Origin of the sequence: Salinivibrio sp. ML290, assembly GCF_001995695.1 — a bacterium.
Lineage (GTDB): Bacteria > Pseudomonadota > Gammaproteobacteria > Enterobacterales > Vibrionaceae > Salinivibrio > Salinivibrio siamensis.
In genome coordinates, this window is the sequence record NZ_MUEY01000007.1 from 1 (window position 1) to 23,844 (window position 23,844).

Sequence of the window (23,844 nt, forward strand, 5' to 3'; positions counted from 1 at the left end):
GTCTATTCTCGATACTTATATGTCTATTCTCGATACTTATATTAAATAAATGGTTATTTAAAAATAAAAAAAAAAGAGGTGATGCGTCACCTCTTTTTTATTGTTGATAAATATTGTAGTAGAAAGACCAACAGACAGTCGTTTTAATAGTTGGGTGTAAACCCAGTCTATAGCATGAAAAAATGGTTTGCGCTCTCTTTCGATCAACCGATGGCGTTAATGGATAGTCCGGATGTGTTTTTCTCTGATTTTGCTTTGTACATATCTTGATCTGCCGAGGCCATCAGTTCATCTAAATCACGAGGGGACCGATGGTTAAAGAGGGCACAGCCAATACTGAGCGATGGGTAGATATGATAGCGCTGCCATCGACATGCGGAGGCCTCGACCGTTTCTTTTAGGCTTTTTAGCACTTTGTTGACATCGCTAGGGTGTACATCTCGCAATACAACAATAAACTCGTCACCGCCCATTCTTGCGACCAAGTCTGATGAGCGGGTGCTTTGGTTTAGTGCTGAGGCGACATGGCTAAGCAATGCATCGCCAGCTTCATGACCGTATGCGTCGTTAACCTTCTTAAAATCATTTAAGTCGATATTGAGCAGCGCAAAGGACTCTTTTTTCTCTTGTGTGAGTGAATCAAGTTTTTCGATCGCGAACCGCCGGTTAGGAAGTTGGGTTAACTCGTCGACGAGTGCTTGTTTTTTCGCGATAAGAAAACTGCGATAGAAAAGTAATATCAGGCCATAAATAACGATAAATATGCCCGCGCTGATCACGTAAATCATGATACCTAGGCGCACGATTTCGGGCGAGCGTTTAAGTGTGTATTCGACGGCGAGAGACCATTCGCCGCTAGGTAAAGAAATCGGGACTGTAAAGTCGGCATTGACAACTGTCGATTGGGAGCCATAAAAGTAAGCCAGTGTGTCACTGTTTTTGATGGCTACATTGGCGCCACTGAGATCGTATAATCCGACTTCACCGAGCATCTTGATATGGTCAATGACAACACTGACTCCTCCCCAATAGTCCGATGTATCTGTCGGGGAGGAGAAGATAGGAAACCGTGCAATGATCGCTTGACCACCTTGAACGAGGTTAACGGGTCCGGCGATGTAAACGTCACCAAGATTTCGTGCTTTTAATACCGCACGGTACTGGTCTGGCCGGGTGCGAAAGTCTAATCCGATGGCAGCTTGGTTCCCTTCGAGAGGATACACATGACTGATAATATTATCGGGCGCTAAACCCACATTGCGGACATAATCTGCCTTGTCTAGGAGTTTTTGCGCCACACTGTCCCAATTGGCCATGGCGAATTCCGGATCAATGGTGACCACGGTCGCCAAGCTATCAGCGACATAGGTATCATGATATATCGCCGCCTCAATCCGGGACCGTATCAAGGAGGCTTTACGATTAATGTCCTCTTGCTCTTCTTGGATGACTCGGTTGACGATAGTGTCGCCAATGAGAGCCGTCACGCCTACTGCAGCACCTAGGTACGCGAGCGTGAAAAGGATAAACCAAGTTTTAAGGCGGCGAGGTAAAACCATATTGCTCCAAGCTAAAAAAGGGGAAAAGAGCCATTCTCTTCCCCTTAAGCATACTCAATATTTCTGTATGCGATCAGTTTATGCCATATTTTTTCAGGATTTTTTCAAATGTACCATCTGCTTTTATCGTATTAAGCCCTTTATTGTAGGCATTGATAAACATCTGGCTATCGGGGTTGGCTTTGCCACTCGTGACATGTAAAGGGTTGGTTGAGAGCGCCTGGTCAGTAAAGGCAAACTGGTTACTATCAAGCCCTTCTTCTTGCATCACTGATTGGGCGACGATCTTGTCTTCCAAGGTCAGGTCAATACGGTCGGCGAGCAGCTTTTTCAAATTGGTTGCTAAGTTATTGGCAGCGGGTTTATCAAAATGCGTCGCCTCCAAAAACGCATCACCATAGCCGTAATCGCGCACAATACCAACCACTTTTCCCTGTAAGTCATTCAAACTCGAGAACTGAAAAACGTCATCTGCACGTTTAATAAACGTTAGCTGATTGCTCATATAAGGGTTGCTGTAACGCAGGAACTCAGTGCGTGCTTCAGTGTGCCAAGTGGCGGGAAGCAAGTCGATATTCCCTTTGCTGACAGCATCGAGGGCGCGAGCCCATGGCATGTTTTTAAACTCGACTTCATAGCCTTGGGTGGCCATCGCAGCTTTAACAAGCTCGACAGAAATCCCCGGCCGATCGGGATCTGTAGTCACAAAGGGTGGCCACGGATCCTGAGCCGCTGTCAGCGTTCTTGCCATCGCACTAGGTACCAGTAATAGTATTGCCAAGCTAACGGTAAACAGCTTTTTCATGTTCTCTCCTTGTTATTATTCCTTTGATTACGTTTTAAATTTCCCCATTTGTGCTTTGATGTCTTCACTTAGAGTGAGCACTTTGTCGGTGCGTGCTGCGTTTTCTTGTGCACCTTCAGTCACGTAATTGGTTGCTTCTGAGGCTTCATTGATTGCTTGACTCACTTCATCAATGGCTTGACGTTGCTCGTCAGTGGCTTGCGAGATTTGTCCACTACGCTCGGAAATATCCGTGATGGTCTCGCGTACCTGACTGACAGACTCTTGCGACTCAGAGACACGACCGGCGGTGTTTTCTAAGATACTACCAATGCGTTTTATCTCTTTTTCTACCGACTCAGTCGCTTCACTCAACGACTTGATGTTGGATTGAATTTGCTCGGTGGACTCACTGGTTTTGACTGAAAGACTACGTACTTCGTCAGCCACCACCGCAAAGCCTCGGCCTTGTTCACCCGCACGCGCCGCCTCAATCGCAGCGTTCAGCGCCAAGAGGTTGGTTTGTTCAGAGATATCATTGATGACGTTCACGACATCTGAAATTTTCTCGCCTTCCTCAAGCAGTTTATGCATTTCAGCATTCACGTTCTCCATCTCTGAACGCATATTGATGATTTCAGAGGCTGAACTCTCAATGGTGCCGTACACTTGGTTAACCAGATCAGTGGCCCCCGCTGCACGTGTGGCGGCATCGTTCGCCGTATCCGCAACGGTGGCAATGGATTGATTCATCTGCGTRGCGGCGGCAGCAACGGTAGAGAGGCTTTGTTTCTGYTGCTCCAAGCGTTCCGCRTTSGTGCGMGCCATTTGCCCACTCTCTGCCGAAACTTCAGCGAGATTGATAGATGCTTGAGTCACTTCATTGACGATTTCACGTAACGAAGCGGTGAAGTGGTTAATATGCTCGGTGATCTGGGCGAATTCTTTGTATTTCGGTGCTGGTATAACGGTAGAGAGATCGCCATCACCACTGGCGAGTTCTCGGACGCGCCCAGTTAAATCGTTGAGCGGTTTAACGACGGTGGCAGTTAAGGCCAAAATTAAGAATACGATGATCACAAGATCGAGCACTAGCAGCTCAATGAGGCTTCGAGTGAGGGTCTCGGATAACTCCGCCTCTAGCCTGTCGGTATTGTAGAATACCTGAAGTGTCCCCACTTTGTTGGTTTCACCATACTCGGTAAATGAAAGCTCACTTTCTTCGTTGGGCATGGACTCGTACATCGATTTTTCGCCGTCGCCAATGTCTTTCGGCTGGCGTTGCCCTTCGTCATTGGGTGGCCCGAGGCGCAGAAAGACGATGGCAGACCCTTGATTATCCAGTATTCGCACCGCTTTGATATCGGGTGCTTTTAATTCGGCAGAAATCGAGAGTTTGGCCGCTTCCAGGTCGAAGTCCCAAATGGCTTTGGGCAAACTGAGATTCATACGATTGGTGGCATTTTCCACTGTGGTCTCAAGCGCGCTATTCAGTTCCTGTTTGGTATTTTGATAATCAATATAACTTGATATCCCTAATACCACAGAAACAGCAATAACCACTTGAGTGACAAATATTGCTTTTAGACTCTTAAACATAGCGCTACTCTTCCATTTACATTGTCATGCGACCTGACTGCGGCCACTTTCCCCTCGAGTGTTCATTATTCACCCAGGTGTTCTTTCATTATCTGTTCAATATTGATTTTCTTTAGTCCTTGGTTGACGATGTCACGCCATTTTTGCCCTTCGGCATTGTCGGCAAACGCAATGTAGAGTTTTTTATCAACCAAGAGTTTTTTGTTCATTTGTAGATTGGCTTTAACGGCACTGAGAGCAGGGTCATTCTCTTTGAGATAGTCCAGCACATTGGCATCCACGACGGCTAGCGGGATACGTTCACGTCCTACTTTTTGTAAATTTTGTGTGTCACTGGTGACCGCAGACGACTTGAGTGTGCCATTCGCAATGCGCTCATCTAGTTCTGGTGTGTTGACATAGCCACGCACCACACCAATGGTATGTTGAGTAAGATCATCAAGGGTTGACCACTCGATAGGCTTATTGACGTTTTCAACGAACCCGAGCGGGCCTGTGCCTATGGGGTCAGAGAAGATCAGTTCGTCTGTTTCGTAGTGATATTCTGGGAAATAGCCAGCGTACTGCGCATCATTCTTTACCAAATACACAGTGCGCGACCACGGGTAAAATTCGACGTTAAGTTCGTGCCCCATGGCTTGTACGGCTGCACGCACAACCGCAACGGATGCGCCCTGATCAGGCAAATTTTTGCCAGAATAAGGCGGCCATTCGAGCGATGGCATGGTGAGAACATCGGCTCGAGCTGGTGTTGCTAGAAGAAGGGCCGAGAAAACGATGGCGAACAGATGCTTGAGCATAATGCCTCCAATTTATCCATAATTCTCTTAAGCGTAGACGAGATAAAAATAGGTGGGTGCAGTGATCGTTTATTTGTCGAAAGATATGCGTTTTTTATTGTCATAATGTGATGAAAATAAACAATTTTCTGGTCGGGCCAACAGAAGAGAAGACGATGACTAGCCGGAAATACAGGGGGGATTTCTGGCTTTGTCTATAAACCTGGCCGTTTTTGTCTTTGAGTTAGACAAAAAAGCCGCTGCTTTAAACAGCGGCTTGTTAGTGAGCGATTAATCACGCTCAAGGCTGACGTTAGAGTAGCTACGGTAGCCACGTACCATTACATGGTACTCGGTACCTTCTTTTGCACTGATACGACAGGTCTCATCGTTGCCATAGTCATAAGGACGACAGTCCCAGTTGTTAGTAGTGGGTTTGCTGCCCGCTTTTACATAAAGGTCGGCATCACCCGTGCCACCGCTCATTGCCACATTCACGTTACGGCTGCTATCAACTGTGAACGTAAAAAAGGTTTCACTGCCGCTGCCACCACTTAAACCGGTAACCGGCTGGTTGGGCTGAAGCACGTTTCCACCGTTGTCACCACAACTTGCATCGACGCCTACGGTATTAAATGCATCGATAACGTCTTGCGCATTGTAAGCCAAGTCTTGCGTGGCTTTCACTACGCCGCACGCACCTTGGTCAAATGTGCTGCTGGCGGTCCAGTACAGTTGGTTCGCGGTGGTGAATACTTCGAAGCCTTTGCGAACATCCCAGTTTGCTTTGTTAGCGAGGAGGTAGAAAGCACGGTTATATACGCCGCTTGAATAGTGCACATTCATGCCATCACGGTACTGGCTGGCGTCATCAATTGATTTGCCATCGCGTGAAGGTTGGTCAAAATAGCGCAGACCACCAGTGCCTTTAAAGATGTCGGCACCGACCACCCAATCGACTTCATCATGCATGTAGTATTCTGCAGCTTCACCGGCAATATCAGAAAACGCCTCATTGATCCCGCCCGACATGTCTGCATAGATGAGACCAGAGTTTTGCTCAGTAAAGCCGTGGCTGACCTCGTGGGCACTCACGTTGATATCGACCAGTGGGTAGAACGTTGATTTGCCATCCCCGAATGTCATTGAGCTACCATTCCAGAATGCATTCTCATAGTCGTTGCCGTAGTGGACGCGCATAGTGAGCTGGAAAGTCAGAGGTGCGGTGTTCATCCAATCTTGGTACATGTCAAAAACAACGTTACCGAAATAGTGCGCATCGTTCAGTGCAGAGTAAGCGCCGTTAACATATCTTTCGTCGTTGTAGTTACTGCTATCTGTACACGGGTAGGTGAAGGCAGTGCTGCCTGTGGTACCGTTCTCTAGATCGACCGTTTTCACTTTGTCGTTTTCTAACGTACACGTGGTGCCGGTTTTGTCGATAGGGAAGCCATCATAGTCCGTGCCATAAATATATTGGCCCGTTTTTTCGTTCCCACCAGGGCCTGTTCCAACGGCAGTCGCATGATTAATACCATCCCAGTGCTTCAAGATCTCACCAGTGTCGGCATCAATCATATAAAAAGGACGGCTTGGGTCGTCACCAGCGATAAAGAAATCAACGATGTAGACGAGCTGCGCCTTCTGCTCATCATCCAGCTTGACCACCAAGCGAGTGTTCTCGTTTTCAAATGGGGCAGAGGTAATGGTTTGTTGGTTCTGCGTGAAAGCAGCCTTCGCGGCTTCCAAGGCCGCTTGGCTATTGAGCGCGGGTGAGATAGAGGTGATATCGTTCGCGACACCTTGTGCCATGGTACCGTAGACGTCGCTACGTTGACCTTGTTTTTCTGTCGCGACGACAGCCGTGTCAATAACGGGCACACCTTGATAGGTTTGCTGGTAACGCACTTTGACTTTGCCGTTTGGCAAGGTGACACGCTTCACTTCTTTAAACCCTAGTGGGTTGGCTTGTGAACCTGATGGCGCATAAACACCTGCAGGTTGGTCTAAGACCTGACTTAGCATTGCATCATCAGTGACGTTAATCAGTTCTGCACTCAGTGCCGGTGTGCTAGCGACAACGCTAGAGGCGATAAGCCATGTCAATTTAGAGAGTTTCATTTTATTGCCCTAATTGTTGTTGAAAGATTCCTTTCTTCCCAACTGCACAATAGGAAGACGAACATGTCGGTTCGCATCTTTAACGTGGCCTATCAATACAATCATTTACAAGCTCGTTACAATTAACAGTGTAAACAATAAATTACGCTATCGGCGTGTTTCAAACGTCAATGAGGTAGAAAACGCATGGTGACTAGTTTATATGACAGTTGTGCTGGTTAATCATTAATTAATGACCATAATTCTTTACAGAATAAATGACTGTTCATTTATGAGATATTTACCGCAATATTGATGAATGAGCTTGCCGCCCAAAAAAGAGGTGAAGGCCACAAATTAAGTGACCTTATTGTTATTTGTGGGGAGTGAAGCGGTCAGCTTGTTAAGGATTACTGATACGTCGCCACATACAGGTTTTGTCGCCTGTCTGGGTGTCAGTCAGCCAAGTATACTGGCAATTATCATCGTAGCTATAGCGCCCTGTCTGTACTTGAAAGCGACCTAGCTCCGTGTCTTGCAGAGACGTGAAACGACCATCTTTAAGGATTGAGAAGTGCAGGTGCGGACCTGTTGATGAACCGCCTTGGCACAAGGCGACTGTGCGTTGGCTAGCATAGGTACCGATTTTTGTGTTCTTACTGACCCACTGATTGTTGTTCACTTGAATCCCATCCATGTGGTAATAATTGGTTGCCCAACCATTATCGTGCGTGACCCGTAATTGGCAGCGAGATAGCACAGTGACATAGCCGTCATGTGCGGCTGTGACACTGTAGGTTGTCCCGCCCCAGCGAGGCCAATCGTATGAGACGTCGATGGATGAAAGTGGATAGCCTGAACCCGAGTGGGCATGTGGACCATTTGGAACCCAAGCATATCCTTGACGCCACGGCCACTGCATGAACCCAGTGGGTGGTGCAACCTGTGTTTGTAATGAATGTCGTTGTTGACCCAGTGGCTTTTGATCACTAAACCAAGCTTGATAGTGCGCTTTCCATGCTTGCCAATCACTGGGCGTATTAAGTGCGCTGACTAGCACTTGTGTCGCATGATGCGCCATTTGAGTGGTAGGTTTTTGGGACTGGTATAACAGAGAAGATAGAGTTGCCGCCGTTTGTTTAATGTCTTCGAGCAGCTTGAGTTTGCTGATCCGATCGAGGGCGATGTTTTGCGCTAAAGCAGGCTCATTTGTAATCAGCGTTGTAATCACAATACGCGGGTCGATACCAGATGCGCCGCTCCAGTGCATAACAGCTTCACTCACCGGTTGCCAGTGTGGGAGGTGTGATCCGAGAAACGCATTGATATCGAGCGGATACTGCCGTGGTCGAAAAGTCAGGTCTTCTTCCGTGACTAACTGACTATTAATGCCGACATTTTCAAGGCTTGTCACTGGGCGTGTTTGTACGTGATTTGCCATCAATGTATGTGCTTGCGATGAGATTGAAAATGCAATAGCGCAGGCTGTAGCAAGGTGGGATAAACGAATCATGCTATGCTCTCCTTTCATGGTATGAAAAGTAAGCGTGGCACGAAATGCCTTGCTTTCTAGTCATTATTGTCAGTCTGCGATTGCCTAAAAAGATTGAATGTAATGAAGAAGACACAATGATAGAAAGTGTGATACCGGCCATCCGCTGGCCGGTGATAAACGCGTTGGGTTTTATGGTGTACGGCGTTGACTTGCACTTTGCGATTTCACTGCAGGAACCGGATCTTTCGGCCAGAATAGACTAGAGGGGTGTTGTTTGATTTGTGTCAGTACCGCGGTTCTCACCGACTTAATGTCTAATTCACAGTTACGAGAGCGTAGAGCGACGAATAACGCCAAACCAAAGCTGACCCAAAGGTTAATAAAGCCGATCATTAACACAAAGAATAGGCTGGATAATACTGTCCCCCATGACTGGAAATCACTAATATGTGCGTATGCCGCGTGCGCAGATGAGAACGCCACGTGGCGTATATCTAGGGGGATCTCAATCAGGTAGCCCAAATAACTCGTCATGCCCAATAAGACACCAAAAATAAAGTTACCACCCAGTGCGCCATAATTTTCGTGAATGTAAAAAGCCGCTTTCTCACGGTGTTTAGTGGGGATGACCCGAAACAACCGATGGGCGACTAATCGATCTTTTAGCTCAATATAATCCGCTCGGTTATCTAAAATGCCGGTGATGATGCCAGATAAAAACAGCCACACACCGGCGATGCCAGCATAGAGCCAAGCCAAACCACTAAGTGGATGAATGGCTGCTTTTTGATAAGCCGCTTGTTCGCTACTCAGTAATGGGCTGTGACAAAAGTGGCTAAAAAGCAGGCTTACTAAGATGCTCACAGTGATGGCTGCAGTAATGTTTCCCCACACTGCAAACCATTGAGAGCGGTTTACATTTATTAACAGGCGCGCGAGTTTTTTACTGCGTGTCCGTCCTTGTTTGTTTTTCTCTACGTGCGCAGCAAAGTTTGCTGCAGTCATCGCGGGCTGCTTGGTGGCAATGGTAAAGTGCAAAATGTGTACGAGCATAAAGCCAACGCCGTAGTTTAGGCTGACCAATAGCGCATTATTAAGTGGCGCAAGCTGCAGGCTTTCGATATACATCTTTACCCACGCTAGTAGCGAAATAATCACCCCAGCACCACAGGCCCCGCGCAGGATTTTAAAATAATCCTTTTTGGTCTTGGCAATGTAGTGCTCGCCGTGGTTACTTTTGTTTTGGGTGACACTTTGCGCAAAGGTGCGAGTGCTTTTGCGGTAAATCGCGCGCACGCTGTTGCGCTCGGTCACCGAGGTAAGTAGTTGTCGCCAAAGGTTAAGCACGCAACGCGCTTTTTGGTGAGGATGGCGAAAATCTAAGATTTGAATCAGCAGTACCATGCGGTTCAACGTTTGATCAAGGCGCTCGAGCATATGCGAAGCGTGTGCGGAGAAACCCATTTGGCTGATGCCGCGTGCGCGGATCCGTTTTACCTGTTGTTGGCATTGTTCAATCATTACCCAAAAATGGGCTGTGTCTTGGCCAGATATGTCGTTGGCCTTGATAGCCGCGACCAAGTGGCTGGTTTCACGTTGAAGCGCAATGAACGGTGAGTCGATTTCACTCAAACGGCGGTCTATACGAAGTAGCTCAGGGTCTAGCTCTTCTGCCGCAATCCAGATAGATAGCATTTCTAGCGAATAACAAAGCTCGCTTTTGATATAAGCGCCTGTTGTGCGAATAGCCTCTGTAGGGGCGTTTTTCACCAACAGACAATAAAGCTTAAACCAACATTTATGGGAAATGGTTTTAACCCACGCTTTGTCTTCACCACCGACAAAGTAACTGAGCAAGTCATTGATATCGTTGCAGCGTTTTGGCGGCGGATTGACTTTATTGTAAAGGCGGCGAAAAATTTCGGTGACGAGCCCGTTTTTAGAAAAGATCCCCAATTGCACAAATGCGGGTGACAGTTTTATTTTCTTTGCCTCATTGCACACGCTGTTGGCGAATAATGCTGCTTGAGAAGGGGAGTTGGCTAAGGCTAAGACAAGTTGTTCAAGACGCAGCTCTGCCAGCTCGGGTTCACCTTCACGAAGATAGGTAAAAAATATATCAAGGCGCTCTGTGTCGCTGGCACAGAGTGAGAAACCGTCTATCACTTTAAAGGCCGGTGTAATTGCAGGCATATATCAATTTTCTTATCAGTAGATAGTCAACGCGCGCGTAGTCTACAAGAGGGAGTGAATAGGGGGAAGTAAAAGTGTGTTTAGATCACATCTGCAATGTTCTGACTTGGAGGCGACAAGCATGAATTTTATCTCTATCCTTGTTCGTTTAATAAAAAAAAGCTTTTTTATTAATATCTTGGATAAGATGGTATAAATGCACCATCATGAGTCGATGCTATCGGCTGAGCCAACTGAAGAGGCCTTTAAGGGGGAGCCATGATCAGAGAAATTACCCGACCTGACTTTGCGTCGTTTTGGCCAACATTCTCAGCCATTATTAAGGCAGAAGAAACCTATGCGTTGGATCCTGACATGACGCAGCAAGAGGCTTTTTCGCTTTGGTGTGAATCAACACTGGAAGCCTATGCATTGGTAGAAAATGATGTAGTTTTGGGTATTTACTACCTCAAATCTAATGGAATGGGCCCAAGTCGCCATATCTGTAATTGTGGTTATATGGTGGCCAACGAGGCGAGAGGAAGAGGCATCGCACGCCTTTTATGTGAGCATTCACAGGAGAGGGCGATCGCGTTTGGGTTTCAAGCCATGCAGTTTAATAGTGTGGTCTCGACCAACGAGGTGGCGGTAACGCTTTGGCAGAAACTCGGCTTTTCGATTGTTGGTACCATCCCTCGAGCGTACAAGCATTCGCAATTGGGGTTGGTTGACAGTTATGTGATGTACAAATGGTTATAGCATCGCTCAGTATCAGAAAGGTGAAAGCGCTCTCAGTCATTTTACTGGTCACCCAACTCGTGCTGATTGGCTTTTCTTACTACTACCGGGGCATGGCGAGTGGTGAGCTACAAAATATATCGACAGCGGCAGGTAATCATCTTGATGAGTACCTGTTTCGCTTGCAGCACTATGATCGCTTGGAGGCCCTTCTTGGTTACGCTGCGGCGGGTGTTTGGTTATTAACAGTTACTATCTTGAATGTCGGAAAAGCGACAAAGCTCGTGTGGGCACAAGTATCGATTGTTGTCCCTATGGTGATCAGCTTTTTACTGAGTTTTTTCTAGCGCCACTGAGCCGGATAGGAATAGTCTCTCCCTTCGGTTGTGGCAAGCATAGTCGCGTTAATTAGGTACGCTCCGATCAGCCTACAATAACCACTATGGACTGGAATCAGCAGACTTGTATGATGAACCCTCATCAATGACAATGATAGCCATTCTCATTAATTCTCGTTTATTAGATATGACGCAATTCGCTTTCATACAGTCACTGTGCCCTGTAGCTTTGCCTGATCCTGACACGTCAGTATTAATGGTTCAGTTTGATGTACAGCATTATTCCCCAATGCTATTTGCCAAGCTTGGTATTGAGATGCCCGAGGCGATTCGTCGGGCTGTGTGTAAGCGGCAAGCGGAGTTTTTGGCGGGTCGTTATCTGGCAAAAAAAGTACAAATGAGTCTGGGAGTGATGCCGATTGAGATAGCTATCGGTGACAGCCGCGCACCGGTTTGGCCATCAGCATGGACGGGAAGCATCAGTCACAATGATTCGTTAGCCATATGTGCGATGACGCCTCAGAGCAATGAGCATCAAGGCGTCGGTATCGATATTGAGTCATTGATTGATGTGGATAGGCTATCGGAGATGAAGGGTGTGGTCGTTACCGAAAAGGAGCTGGCGGCGCTACCCAGCAATGTACAAAATTTAAGTGGGTTGATGACTCTGTTGTTTTCGGCCAAAGAGAGCATTTTTAAAGCCTTGTACCCTCAAGTTAAACGCTATTTTGACTTTTTAGATGTCGCCTTTTTGCGGATGGACGACCAATGGTTGTACTTTGAGCTGAATACAAAGCTTTCTGACACCTTATTGCCCGGTCTGCAGGGAAAGGTGTATTACTCTAGGATGGATGAACGAGTGCTTACCTTTACGCGTTCTGAATATTTCATATGATAATAATTATCATTTATTGAGTTTGTGTTATCGGGCGGTTACAATCGATTTTTTTAGATAGGTTGTGTCCATGGATAGTAACACGCTGAATGCGAAGCCAGTTTTAAGGCTTGCGCTGCTTATTAACATGCTCTCTGTTGGAACCTTGATGATGGTGATGCCGTTGGGTCCCGATTTAGTCCGAGATATTGGCTTAAAAGGTGAGCACATCGGATACATCAGTGGCGGTGCGACGTTTGGCTCCGCAATCATTGGTTTTTTTCTCGCACCGGTATTAGACCGTTATGATCGACGAGCCGCTTTGACATTGTTTCTCCTACTTCGTTCYGCCCTGATTGCCTTGTGTGGATTAGCGACAGAGCCGAAACAGTTGTTACTTATTTTTATTGCCGCAGGCTGTTTCTCCGGCCCTCTTAGCGGCTTAATCATGGCGTCTGTCCTTGATGTAACTAACGTGGCGGAGCGAGGTAGGGCGATGGCCTTCGTTGCCAGTGGATTTTCTCTGGCGGCGATCATCATTGTGCCAGCTTCTTTGATGTTGGCGCAGTGGATGGGTTGGCAGATGACGTTCTTTTTCTTTGGTGGCATGGGAGTAATATTGGCGGTCGCCGTCAGGATCTATATGCCATCGCTGGTCCCACAGGCAAGCGCGATGACAAGTCCAACAATGCGTTCGGCAGGACTATCTAAAATGATCGGCTCCACGCCGTTTGTACTCGCGATGGCGATGATGGGGTTGACACTCTTTGGACATTTTCTATTGGTGCCAAACTTGTCGGCGTATTTCCAGTTTAACCTTGATTTCCCGCGGAACGAGATCAGTTACCTTTACCTCTTGGGTGGGGTGATGAGCATTTTAGCGATGCGTTACAGCGGCAGAATGATGGACAAAGGCTCAGGGCAACCGGTGTTATTTGGCTTAAGCGTGATTGTCGCTATGGTGGTTTATTATGGGTTTATCAGCGATAGCACGGATAAGTGGGTCTATCTGATTTTTATGATTTTGATGGCATCGAGTTCGGCGCGTAGTGCGGTCCTGGCAGCGTTTACATCAAGGGTACCACCACCACAATACCGTGCCGCCTTCATGACGTATCAATCAACAGTGTCTAATTTGGCCGCTGGTAGTGCAGGGATTGTCAGTTCCATCTATCTTGTTTCAGGGTCTGCGAATCAATTAGTAGGGCTCGATAAACTTGCCACAATGACTATCATTAGTGCGCTCGCGGTTCCTCTGCTTGTTTGCTGGTTTATCCCATCACTTAAACAGTCTCAAGCTTCACAACAAGTTCCGGGTTAATTCCCGGAGCCATCCCACTCCGTTTTCACCCTTTACCTGTACGTTTTTCGCTCGTCTTACCGGCTTGGTCGTTTTGCATTGTGAATATCTACGCAAATTTTCATGATCAAACGCAAATAATAATAAAAAAGATTATCAATTGTCTGCGGTTGGGATTGAGCGTAAAATAGAAATCATTATCATTTGCACCACCATTTATATGGAGTGGTTAATTTTTGATGGACAAGGAGATAGCGTGTTTAAGTTGACTCGCCTGAATCAGGCTTTATGTGTAGTAGGTATGGTTTCTTCATTTACGGTAATGGCAGACACGGCCAATAACGACGTTAATGAAGTGATGGTGGTGACGGCGAGTCAGACAGAGCATCCGGAGCTCACAGCGCCGGCTTCTGTCTCGTATATTACTCGCGAAGACTTGGATAACCTTGTAGTCAATGATGTTGCTGAAGCGATTGAAAAACTGCCGGGTATTCACATCAACGCGGGCACAACATACGGGCGGAATGAGATCAAAATCCGTGGATTGGATTCAGATTATACCCTGCTGCTAATCAACGGTCGTCGGATTAACTCTCGAGATGGACTCCTTAGCTCTTACGGTAACGATTTTGATCTGTCCAGCATTCCGATGTCAGCGGTCGAGCGTATCGAGGTAACCCGTGGCCCTATGTCATCTTTGTATGGTGCCGATGCGTTAGGGGGCGTAGTGAATGTGATTCTTCGCAAACCCACAGAAGAAACGCAGGGCTCTTTGGGTTACCAGTTTGATGGCATTACTGAGGGCTCTGGTGGTAATACTCATAAAATGAATGGCTACGTCAGTGGCGCCCTAGTTCCTGACACCTTATTGGGGAACCTGATCATTGAAAAAAGTGATCGTGATGCGTGGCGGTCAAACCAATCCGTTAACCCAGATACGGATGTGCTGGAGGAACGTGATGAGTTGAGCTTGTACTCCAACCTGACATGGCTGGTGAATGATCAGCAGGATATCGAGCTTGATCTTAACTACAACACAGATGACCGTGATGCGGATTGGAACAACTGGGGTAACGCCGTAAACAATGTGCAGGAAATGGAGCGTTACAACCTGGCATTGACCCATTACGGTTACTGGGAGGCGATGAACTCTCGAGTGCGTTATAACCTCGACCATTCTGAATTGCGAGATGACTCAGAGCTGAATAGTGCAGTCGGTGATATCGAGCAAACCAATAACACTATTGATGCCCAGCTTTCTGGTTATTTAGGCGATCACCTTCTCACGGGCGGCGGCGAATTTCGTGATACTAAACTGGAAAATAACCTGACGCTGACGACCGATTCAGTGCACTACAGTCAGGCGGCGATTTACCTGCAAGATGAAATTTCGCTAGGCGACTTGGCACTGACTCTGAGTGCGCGTTATGACGATCACGAGGTGTACGGCGGTGAGTTTAGCCCGCGTGCTTATGCGGTTTATACGATCACTGACAACTGGGTAATTAAAGGTGGTGTCGGGGAAGCCTTTAAAGCGCCCGGCCTGAATCAGTACAGTGATTCTTACTCGGTGCTAGCGTGTCGGGGTAAATGCCATGTGGTTGGTAACCCGGATCTAGAGGCAGAGACCTCACGGAGCTATGAGCTGGGAACCAGCTATGAAACTGCTCACTGGGGCGCCGGGTTAACCGTGTTCGAAAATGACATTGATGACATGATTGAGGCGGAAACGTGGGATCGCGTCAAAACTGAGTTGAGCTACTTCAACGTCGACGAGGCCGAGATCAAAGGGGTAGAAACATCGCTATGGGCCGACATTACCGACACGGTCAGTGTATCGGTGAATTATACCTACAGCGATGCAGAAGATAAAAGCACGCAGACCGATCTGCTCAATACGCCCGCCCATGTGGCTAATGTTCAACTCGACTGGCAGGCGAGAGACAACCTTTATGCTTACACGTCATACCAATACACAGGCTCTCAATACGCAAAAAATGGGTCGGATGTGGTGAAGCTAGATGCTTATGGCACGCTGGATCTAGGGGCTCGCTATCAACCTGTAGATGACCTGAACTTGAAGCTGGGGGTCACCAACCTTACTAACGAAGAGCGAGATGAGACCGCGATAGACCTGGATTACATCATGAAAGCACGCAGCGTCTATGCTGGCGTTTCATACGACTTCTGATAACAACATTCATCAGGACCACCTGATGCCAAAGGAGCCAACACAGGTTGGCTCCTTTTCGTACACAAAAGCAATGTGATGTCACCTTATAACAACTAAACCTACCGAGTTAATACTAAACCTGTCAGTTTGCAATTAAATGCAACAAAAACAGGCTATTGTGTAAATGGAGTTGTGACATGCAACATACCCAACGTGAGAGGCTAGGATCGACCCCCGTATTCTCACCCGACAGAGATCTTTTTTTCTCATCGGAATACAAAACGGTCAGTGGAAAGGGAATTAGCCAAACGATTACTACACCCGCTATCTATGGTGAGCAACGCCAGAGCGCGTTCCAGCAAAAAATACAACAAGCATTCGCGGACGAAAAATCTAAAGGCGTCGAAAATCCGATTTTAATGGGGTCGATTCCGTTTGATGTATCTGAACCGTCTTGTCTCTATATTCCTGAATCTGTTGAGGTGACGGAGCACAACGCGGCAATGCCCGAACCCAATGGAATACTCGCACGTGAGCCTTTACAGATATTGGCTAAACGTAGTGAACCCGATGAATCGTTGTTTAAACATGCGGTTGCAGAGGCCGTAAAAAAGTTTCAGCGCACTGAATTAGAAAAAGCCGTGTTATCTCGGGTACTGAACCTAGAGTTAAGTGATGCCATCTCCGCTGATGATGTGCTTTCACGTTTGATAAAACAAAATCCTACTGGCTTCCATTTTGCCATTCCACAGCAAGACCAATCGGTTTTACTCGGCGCTAGTCCTGAGCTTCTGATTCGGCAGCAAGGGACGTCTATTTTATCGAACCCATTAGCTGGTTCAGCGAAGCGTCAGGGTAATACGGATGCCGATCGACAGGTGAGTGATGCTCTGCTGAAATCGGTAAAAGACAGATATGAACACCGTCTGGTCATTGAAGAAATCGCTCAACAGCTGACACCGTATTGTCGCGAGCTAGACGTACCTACTGGTCCATCGCTGATTTCTACCCCGACTATGTGGCATTTGTCGACACGCATCGAAGGGCAACTTAATGGTTTGGGTGATGAACAGGGTAAGCCGTCGAACTATAACGTCCTGCAGTTAGCGTGCCTACTACACCCAACTCCGGCTGTTTGTGGTTTCCCCTTCACGTTATCACGCGATGCGATCAAAGAGCTGGAAGGCTACGAACGTGGCATGTTCACCGGCATGGTGGGTTGGTGTGATTCTCAAGGGAATGGCGAGTGGGCGGTCACGATCCGTTGTGGAAAGGTACGTGAGAACTCTGTTCGCTTATTTGCAGGAGCGGGGATTGTAGATGCCTCTTGTCCGCAGGCGGAATGGGCGGAAACCGAAGCCAAGTTAGGTACGATGCTCAATGCGTTCGGATTAGGTGAGAAGGGGGCTGCATGAGTATCGCCTTCACCTCATGGCCGCCTGAGCTTGCTGAGCATTATCGCCAGAAAGGCTATTGGACAGATGTGCCGATGACAGACATCTTAACGCGTCACCAACAGAACCCTACTGACCACCTAGCGTTGATTTGTGGCGAACGAAGCTGGACGTACCGTCAGCTTGAGCACGATGCTGAGAGGCTGGCTGCCTCCCTGTTGCAGCTTGGTGTACAACCTGGCGACACGGCGTTGGTGCACCTACCTAATGTCGCTGAGTTTTATATTACCTTTTTTGCCCTCATGAAATTGGGCGTGGTGCCAGTGAATGCGCTATTCAGTCACAACCAGCATGAACTCACTGTCTATGCTGAGCAAATCAGACCGACGCTGGCGATCGTTTCTTCAGGCCACCACTTATTCAGGCAAAGTACGTTTGCTCAAACCTTGAGTGAGCAGGTGACATCACTCAAGTTCTGCTTGGTTGATGGTGATGCGGACTTTGGCTATTCGCTCGCCGCAGCCATTGCGGGTACCTTGATGCCTTGTCATGCGTTCAGTAGTCAGGCGAAAAAAGCCGTCTCTTGGCCAGAGCTGAATGCCTCTGACGTTGCCTTTTTCCAGTTGTCTGGCGGCAGTACCGGTACCCCAAAACTGATCCCCCGAACGCATAATGACTACTACTACAGTGTCCGCGCCAGTGCAGAAATTTGTCGCTTAGACAGCGATACGGTTTATTTGTGTGCATTGCCTGCACCACACAATTACACCTTAAGCTCTCCTGGCGCGCTGGGTGTGTTTTATGCAGGGGGAACCGTGGTTTTGGCGGCAGAGCCCAGTCCAATGACCAGTTTTCCATTGATTCAATCTCATCAGATTACCATGGCTGCGTTGGTGCCCTCTGCTGTTACCTTGTGGTTGCAAGCCGCGGCAGATGATCGCTCGGCGCTTAGTAGTCTGCAATGGCTGCAGGTTGGTGGTGCGCATCTTGGTGAGAGCCTTGCCCGTCGCATTTATCCTGAGTTGGGATGTCATCTACAGCAGGTGTTCGGTATGGCCGAAGGCCTAGTGAATTATACGCGGTTTGAAGACAGTGAGTGGCACGTTCTTCATACCCAAGGGCGTCCCATCAGCGACGATGATGAAATACGGATCGTTGATGAAAACGGCGACGATGTGCCGAGAGGAACTCCGGGTGCCTTGCTCACTCGTGGGCCATATACCTTCCGGGGCTATTACAACAGCCCAGAACATAATCGCGTTGCATTTGATAAGGATGGGTTTTACCGCTCTGGTGATGTCGTCGTGATGACCGAAGACGGTTACTTGATGGTGGTGGGCCGCGACAAAGACCAGATTAATCGTGGTGGCGAAAAGGTGGCGGCCGAAGAGGTCGAAAACCAGCTGCTGGCGGTGCCGGAGATCACGCAGGCTGCGTTGGTTGCCATGCCTGATAGCGTCATGGGAGAGAAAAGTTGTGCATTTATCGTGACGACTAACCCGAAGCTAAAACCTCTTACGATCCGAAAACACCTGCGCATGCGTGGTATCGCTGACTATAAACTCCCTGATCGGATCGAAAAAGTCGATGCCTTACCTATGACCCCTGTCGGAAAAATTGACAAAAAAGCGCTGCGTCAGCGGATTGCCAACCTACTAAAAAAACAGTCACAGCCTCAGCCCGAAAAGGACGTTTTATCATGACTATTCCTGCATTACCGACTTATACCATGCCTGCCGTCGAGGCCTTTCCAACCAACAAGGTGTCCTGGACGTTTGAGCCAGCGAAAGCGGCGTTTTTGATCCACGATATGCAAACTTATTTTGTGAGCTTTTATGAGCGCGATAGCGCGCTGATGCAAACGCTGCTCGATAATTTGGTGGCCTTAAAATACTTCTGCAAATCTCACGGTATTCCAGTGATCTACACGGCTCAACCCAAAGAGCAGAACCTGGCAGATAGAGCGCTACTCAATGATATGTGGGGGCCAGGTCTTAACAAATCGCCAGAACTGCAACAAGTCGTTGAGGCGTTAGCACCAGAAGAGGGAGATATTGTTCTCGACAAATGGCGTTACTCGGCGTTTCAGCGTTCACCTTTGGAGCATACGCTCAACGAACTAGGACGTGACCAGTTATTGATTGGGGGGATTTATGGCCATATTGGTTGCCTGATGACGGCAGTGGACGCTTTTATGCGCGATATTAAACCCTTCATGATCGGTGATGCCATTGCTGACTTTTCACTCGAAGAGCATCAAATGACACTCAAGTACGTGGCAGGACGAGCAGGTATGGTGATGTCAACGGCTTCGGTGATAGGTCAGGTGGCGAAAGCCGAGCCGCACGCGTTGCCTGATGTGCTCACTCACGGTGGTTTACTCGCCCGCATCGCGAAACTGGTCGACGAAGAGGAAGACGCGTTTGACCCGGATGAGAACCTGATCGATTACGGCTTAGACTCTGTGCAAATCATGGCGTTGATCACCGAATGGCGCAAGCACGGAGTTGAGATCAATTTTGTCCAACTGGCGGAGACGCCAACCTTCAATCACTGGTGGATGTTACTGGAGCAAGCACGAAATCAAGTGAATATGGAGGGACAAGTATGACACCGCTAAATACAGCTCAACATGGGTTATGGCTTGGGCACACTCTTAATGAAGATAAAGCGCTGTTTAACACAGCCGAATGTATCGTTTTTGACGGAAAAGTCGATGCAGACCTATTAGCGAGTGCCGCACGACAAGCAGTGGCGGAGAGTGAATGCCTCTCTTGCTACTACCGTAGTGAGAATCAACAACCCTATCGGGTTTCTACATCTGAATCAGTGGTATTTGAACGCGTCCACCTTGCAGCCTCCTGCGAACAAGATACTGAAATGGCAACAGTGCGCCGTTGGGCAACCCAAGATATGAAGCAGGCGTTTGATTTGGCGCACCAGTTGCCGTGCCGCTTTACGTTACTTCATGGGGAACACCAAGACTATCTGTATCACTGTGTTCATCACATTGCGCTAGATGGTTTCGGCACGACGCTTATCTTTCAACGTATCGCCGAGATTTACTCTCAGTTAATGGAGGAGAGAGCACCCACACCATCGCCTTTCGGTTCGTTTCAGGCTGTGCTGGATGAAGACCAGCAACGCCGAGACTCCGGCGCTTATGACAAAGCCCGTCAGTTTTGGCTCGACACCCTTGCTAAAAATGTGGCGCCGTCTTCTTACCGCCATGATATCGCGCCGATTTCTGCTCAATTTCATCGAGAGAGTTGTACGTTCAATGACACGCTATGGCAACAATGCCAGAGCCTCGCTGAGCATCATCAATTAACTTGGGTGGATTTATTTCTCGCTGCACTTTGTACGCACCTGCGTCATTACAGCGACAACGAACAAGTTGTACTGGGGATGATGGTGATGAACCGTTTAGGTTCAAAATCGTTGACGGTTCCTTGTATGCAAATGAACATCGTACCGCTGGTGGTCGATGTCGTCGCTGACGATGATTTGCTAGACGTTGCCAGAAAGGTTGCGGCGCACAAAAAGAAGATGCGTCGCTTTCAGCACTATCGCTACGAAGACCTTCGTCGGGACCTGAACCGGGTCGGTGGCGGCCAGCGATTGTTTGGTGCCTTGGTGAATATCATGCCGTTCGATCATCCTTTGCATTATGGCAACGTAGCGGCTAGCACGCTAAATCTAAGTGCTGGGCCAGTAGAAGATCTGACTATTGAATTGCACAGTAAGTCAGAAGGCGTGCCAGAAGTAGACATTGATGCCAACCCTGCAGTGTATGACAAAGGTGACCTCGCTGAGTTGCAACAAGAACTGATGAGCTTACTGACACACTGGCTTGCATCGCCGACACAAACGACGAGCTGCGTACTGGCAAGCTTACATGCGCAGGCGCGGCAAGATGCTGTTATATCAGGAGAAAATGACGCACGAACTCACACCCCTGCGGAGTCTGTACTGAATCAGATTCGCCGTCATGCAGCGCAGCAACCAGATGCCATCGCCGTGGAACAGGATGGAGTAGTGTTGACCTATGAGAGTCTGGTCAATAAGGCAGACACGATCGCTAGCGCTTTACGGGCACAAGGTGTGCAATCAGGAGAGCGAGTTGGAGTGGCACTAAGCCGATCGCTGTCTTGTATCACCACAGTGTTAGGAGTCATGTTCAGTGGTGCTGTATACGTGCCGCTCGATCCAGAGCAGCCGATTGAGCGTCAGCACCTGATTGTCGATCAGGCGGCGATCCGTATGCTGATTACCGAAGCGCAGTATCAACACTCCTTATCGGCCTTGCCTGTTACTGTTCAACTGGCGGGGCGTCTGCATAGCGAACCTGTCGCACTACCGGTTGTCGAGGCTGCTGACCCAGCTTATATCATGTTCACGTCTGGTTCGACCGGACAGCCGAAAGGCGTGGTGGTTAGTCATTCGGCGATGAATCATTTCGTCGCAGCGGCAGCTAAGCGTTATGACATCGCGGCGATCGATCGCGTCCTGCAGTTTGCGCCTTTCCATTTTGATGCCAGCATCGAAGAAATCTTCGTGACGCTGGGACAAGGTGCCACACTTGTGCTCCGCACTGATGCCATGCTTGAGTCAATGGCGAGTTTTTCTGATGCGATCACCGCTGAGCGGGTCACTGTGCTGGATTTGCCGACAGCGTTCTGGAATGAGTGGGTGGTGAGTCTACGAGCTAGCACTGCGACATTACCGAATACGCTGAAAGGCGTGATCATCGGTGGTGAAGCGGTTTATCCCGAGCCGTTAGTCCAGTGGAAGACAGCCGTCGAAGAGGCAGGGTTGACCAACCGCATCCGTCTATTCAATACCTACGGCCCGACAGAAACGACCGTGGTTGCAACGTGTAGTGAGTTGCAAGACGTTGATGGTCGTCATGGTCAATTACCTATCGGTCTGCCTTTGTCCGGCATCGACGTATTGGTGCTTGATGATCAGTTGCGCCCGACAACCACAGGCGAGCTGGTGATCCTAGGCGATACACTTGCGGATGGCTACCTCGGCCAAGCGCACCCTGCTTTTATCCGCATACTCGTGGGCGGGGTTGAGCGCCGTGCATACCGTACCGGTGATCGAGTGACACTCATTGATGGCCAGCTGATTTACCTAGGTCGCATTGATAACGAGTTCAAAATCAGTGGTTATCGCATTCAGCCGGGCGAAGTTGAATCCCACCTCCTTGCGCTTGATGGCGTGGAAGAAGCCTGTGTACAGGGGATGGTATTTGATAATGGCCTCCGTCGTTTGGTGGCATTTGTCGCTGGGAAGGGTTGTCAGAATGAAGATGCACTGGCGATTAAAACCGCGCTGCAGTCGAGTCTTCCACCGGCGATGATACCGACCGATTTTCGTTTCTTTGCCAACTTGCCGAAAACCCTCAATAACAAAATTGATCGCAATGCCTTGCTGGCCAGTTATGAGGGGGACAGTGTTGAATCGGTGTTAGCGAGTGAGACTGAAAGCCGAGTCGGTGCAATCTGGCAGCAGATCCTCGGGGTCAGCCTGATTCAGTCGCAGGATAACTTTTTTGAATTAGGCGGGCAGTCACTGCAGACCATTCAAATTGTTAACCGTCTAGGCGCCGAATTTGGTGTCAGTATCAAGGTGTCCGATGTATTTGATCGCCCCGTTTTGAATGAATTTTGTCGCTATCTCGATGAGATGCAGCAGCAGAGTGAAGACGAAGTGGAGATGGTGTGGTGAAGGCCGTGAAGCAGCAAACAGCAGTGACCTCCAGTGGTCAATTTGACAGCAAAGTGGTTTGGGTTACGGGGGCGGCTCGTGGCATTGGCTACGCGGTAGCTATACATTTCCATCAACTGGGTGCTCAGGTGATTGGCTTGGATAAAGACTTTGGGGCTGGGGGCGACACGGGCGCAACGTACCCGTTTGCAACTTATCATGTGGATATTGCTCATCCAGACCAGGTTAAAGCGGTTGCTCAGCGCATCTTATCAGATGTACCGGTGATCGATGTGCTCGCCAATGTGGCGGGTACCCTACGCATGGGAAAAACCGAGGAACTGACCGAAGACGATTGGCATACCTGCCTTAATGTAAATGCCTCCGGTGCTTTTTACTTATTCCAACAGCTGATCCCTGTATTTAAGCAGCAACGTCATGGTGCCGTGGTGACGGTCAGCTCGAATGCCGCCCATGTTCCCCGTCAGCATATGACAGCCTACTGTGCCTCTAAAGCCGCACTGAGCAGTCTAGCCAATTGTGTTGCGCTAGAGCTTGCCCCCTATGGGATACGCTGCAATCTGGTATCGCCGGGATCAACCGATACGCAGATGCAGCGCTCGTTGTGGCACAGCAAAGATGCCGAGCAGCGTACTATTGCGGGATTTCCTTCGCAATTCAAACTGGGTATCCCGCTAGGAAAGATAGCCCAACCTGAGGAAGTCGCGAACGTCGTCGTGTTCCTAGCATCAGATTTAGCCAGCCACGTGACAATGCAAGACATAGTGGTGGATGGCGGCGCAATTCTCAACGCGTGAAGACGA

The 23,844-nt window shown here is 48.6% G+C and carries 17 protein-coding genes; 10 read left to right on the forward strand and 7 right to left on the reverse strand.

The window, feature by feature from the left end:
* Positions 1 to 203: 203 nt before the first annotated feature.
* The 7 genes from BZG23_RS07610 to BZG23_RS07640 form a co-directional block, all read right to left on the reverse strand.
* Complete coding sequence (locus tag BZG23_RS07610) at positions 204 to 1,559, reverse strand: diguanylate cyclase domain-containing protein (protein ID WP_077606561.1); 1,356 nt, start codon at positions 1,557 to 1,559, stop codon at positions 204 to 206.
* Positions 1,560 to 1,632: 73 nt separating this feature from the next.
* Positions 1,633 to 2,364: a substrate-binding periplasmic protein gene (locus BZG23_RS07615; protein ID WP_077606562.1), complete on the reverse strand. Its 732-nt coding sequence runs from the start codon at positions 2,362 to 2,364 to the stop codon at positions 1,633 to 1,635.
* A gap of 27 nt (positions 2,365 to 2,391) precedes the next feature.
* Complete coding sequence (locus BZG23_RS07620; protein ID WP_046075781.1) at positions 2,392 to 3,942, reverse strand: methyl-accepting chemotaxis protein; 1,551 nt, start codon at positions 3,940 to 3,942, stop codon at positions 2,392 to 2,394.
* A 65-nt stretch (positions 3,943 to 4,007) separates the two neighbouring features.
* Positions 4,008 to 4,742, reverse strand: coding sequence for a substrate-binding periplasmic protein (locus BZG23_RS07625; protein WP_046075782.1), 735 nt, complete (start codon positions 4,740 to 4,742; stop codon positions 4,008 to 4,010).
* A gap of 270 nt (positions 4,743 to 5,012) precedes the next feature.
* Positions 5,013 to 6,842: a M4 family metallopeptidase gene (locus BZG23_RS07630; protein ID WP_077606563.1), complete on the reverse strand. Its 1,830-nt coding sequence runs from the start codon at positions 6,840 to 6,842 to the stop codon at positions 5,013 to 5,015.
* 382 nt (positions 6,843 to 7,224) lie between these two features.
* Positions 7,225 to 8,334, reverse strand: coding sequence for a M23 family metallopeptidase (locus tag BZG23_RS16855; protein WP_077606564.1), 1,110 nt, complete (start codon positions 8,332 to 8,334; stop codon positions 7,225 to 7,227).
* 171 nt (positions 8,335 to 8,505) lie between these two features.
* Positions 8,506 to 10,509 (reverse strand): hypothetical protein, encoded by a 2,004-nt coding sequence (locus BZG23_RS07640; protein WP_077606565.1) that lies wholly within the window; start codon positions 10,507 to 10,509, stop codon positions 8,506 to 8,508.
* Positions 10,510 to 10,767: 258 nt separating this feature from the next.
* Between BZG23_RS07640 and BZG23_RS07645 the strand changes: the two genes are divergently transcribed.
* From BZG23_RS07645 to dhbA, 10 genes are all read left to right on the forward strand, one after another.
* Positions 10,768 to 11,247, forward strand: a complete 480-nt coding sequence (locus BZG23_RS07645; RefSeq protein WP_077579087.1) for a GNAT family N-acetyltransferase — start codon at positions 10,768 to 10,770, stop codon at positions 11,245 to 11,247.
* Positions 11,238 to 11,573 (forward strand): hypothetical protein, encoded by a 336-nt coding sequence (locus BZG23_RS07650; protein ID WP_046075785.1) that lies wholly within the window; start codon positions 11,238 to 11,240, stop codon positions 11,571 to 11,573. Before BZG23_RS07645 ends, BZG23_RS07650 begins: the two co-directional genes overlap by 10 nt.
* Positions 11,574 to 11,709: 136 nt before the next feature.
* Positions 11,710 to 12,459, forward strand: coding sequence for a 4'-phosphopantetheinyl transferase family protein (locus BZG23_RS07655; protein WP_077606566.1), 750 nt, complete (start codon positions 11,710 to 11,712; stop codon positions 12,457 to 12,459).
* A gap of 70 nt (positions 12,460 to 12,529) precedes the next feature.
* Positions 12,530 to 13,759, forward strand: a complete 1,230-nt coding sequence (locus BZG23_RS07660) for an MFS transporter (protein WP_158011364.1) — start codon at positions 12,530 to 12,532, stop codon at positions 13,757 to 13,759.
* Between the two features lie 235 nt (positions 13,760 to 13,994).
* Positions 13,995 to 15,929: a TonB-dependent receptor domain-containing protein gene (locus BZG23_RS07665; protein ID WP_241829531.1), complete on the forward strand. Its 1,935-nt coding sequence runs from the start codon at positions 13,995 to 13,997 to the stop codon at positions 15,927 to 15,929.
* A gap of 179 nt (positions 15,930 to 16,108) precedes the next feature.
* A complete protein-coding gene (locus tag BZG23_RS07670) occupies positions 16,109 to 17,326 on the forward strand; it encodes an isochorismate synthase (RefSeq protein ID WP_077606567.1) in 1,218 nt (405 codons plus the stop codon).
* Positions 17,323 to 19,008, forward strand: a complete 1,686-nt coding sequence (locus BZG23_RS07675; RefSeq protein WP_077606568.1) for a (2,3-dihydroxybenzoyl)adenylate synthase — start codon at positions 17,323 to 17,325, stop codon at positions 19,006 to 19,008. The genes BZG23_RS07670 and BZG23_RS07675 overlap by 4 nt, the downstream gene beginning before the upstream one ends.
* Complete coding sequence (locus tag BZG23_RS07680) at positions 19,005 to 19,916, forward strand: isochorismatase family protein (protein WP_077606569.1); 912 nt, start codon at positions 19,005 to 19,007, stop codon at positions 19,914 to 19,916. The genes BZG23_RS07675 and BZG23_RS07680 overlap by 4 nt, the downstream gene beginning before the upstream one ends.
* The gene (locus tag BZG23_RS07685; RefSeq protein ID WP_077606570.1) at positions 19,913 to 23,041 is read left to right on the forward strand and encodes a non-ribosomal peptide synthetase; all 3,129 of its coding nucleotides are present in this window, start codon (positions 19,913 to 19,915) and stop codon (positions 23,039 to 23,041) included. Before BZG23_RS07680 ends, BZG23_RS07685 begins: the two co-directional genes overlap by 4 nt.
* Before the next feature lie 5 nt (positions 23,042 to 23,046).
* Positions 23,047 to 23,838 carry a 2,3-dihydro-2,3-dihydroxybenzoate dehydrogenase gene (dhbA, locus tag BZG23_RS07690; protein ID WP_241828613.1) on the forward strand — a complete coding sequence of 264 codons (792 nt, stop codon included), beginning with the start codon at positions 23,047 to 23,049 and terminating at the stop codon, positions 23,836 to 23,838.
* Positions 23,839 to 23,844: the final 6 nt, after the last annotated feature.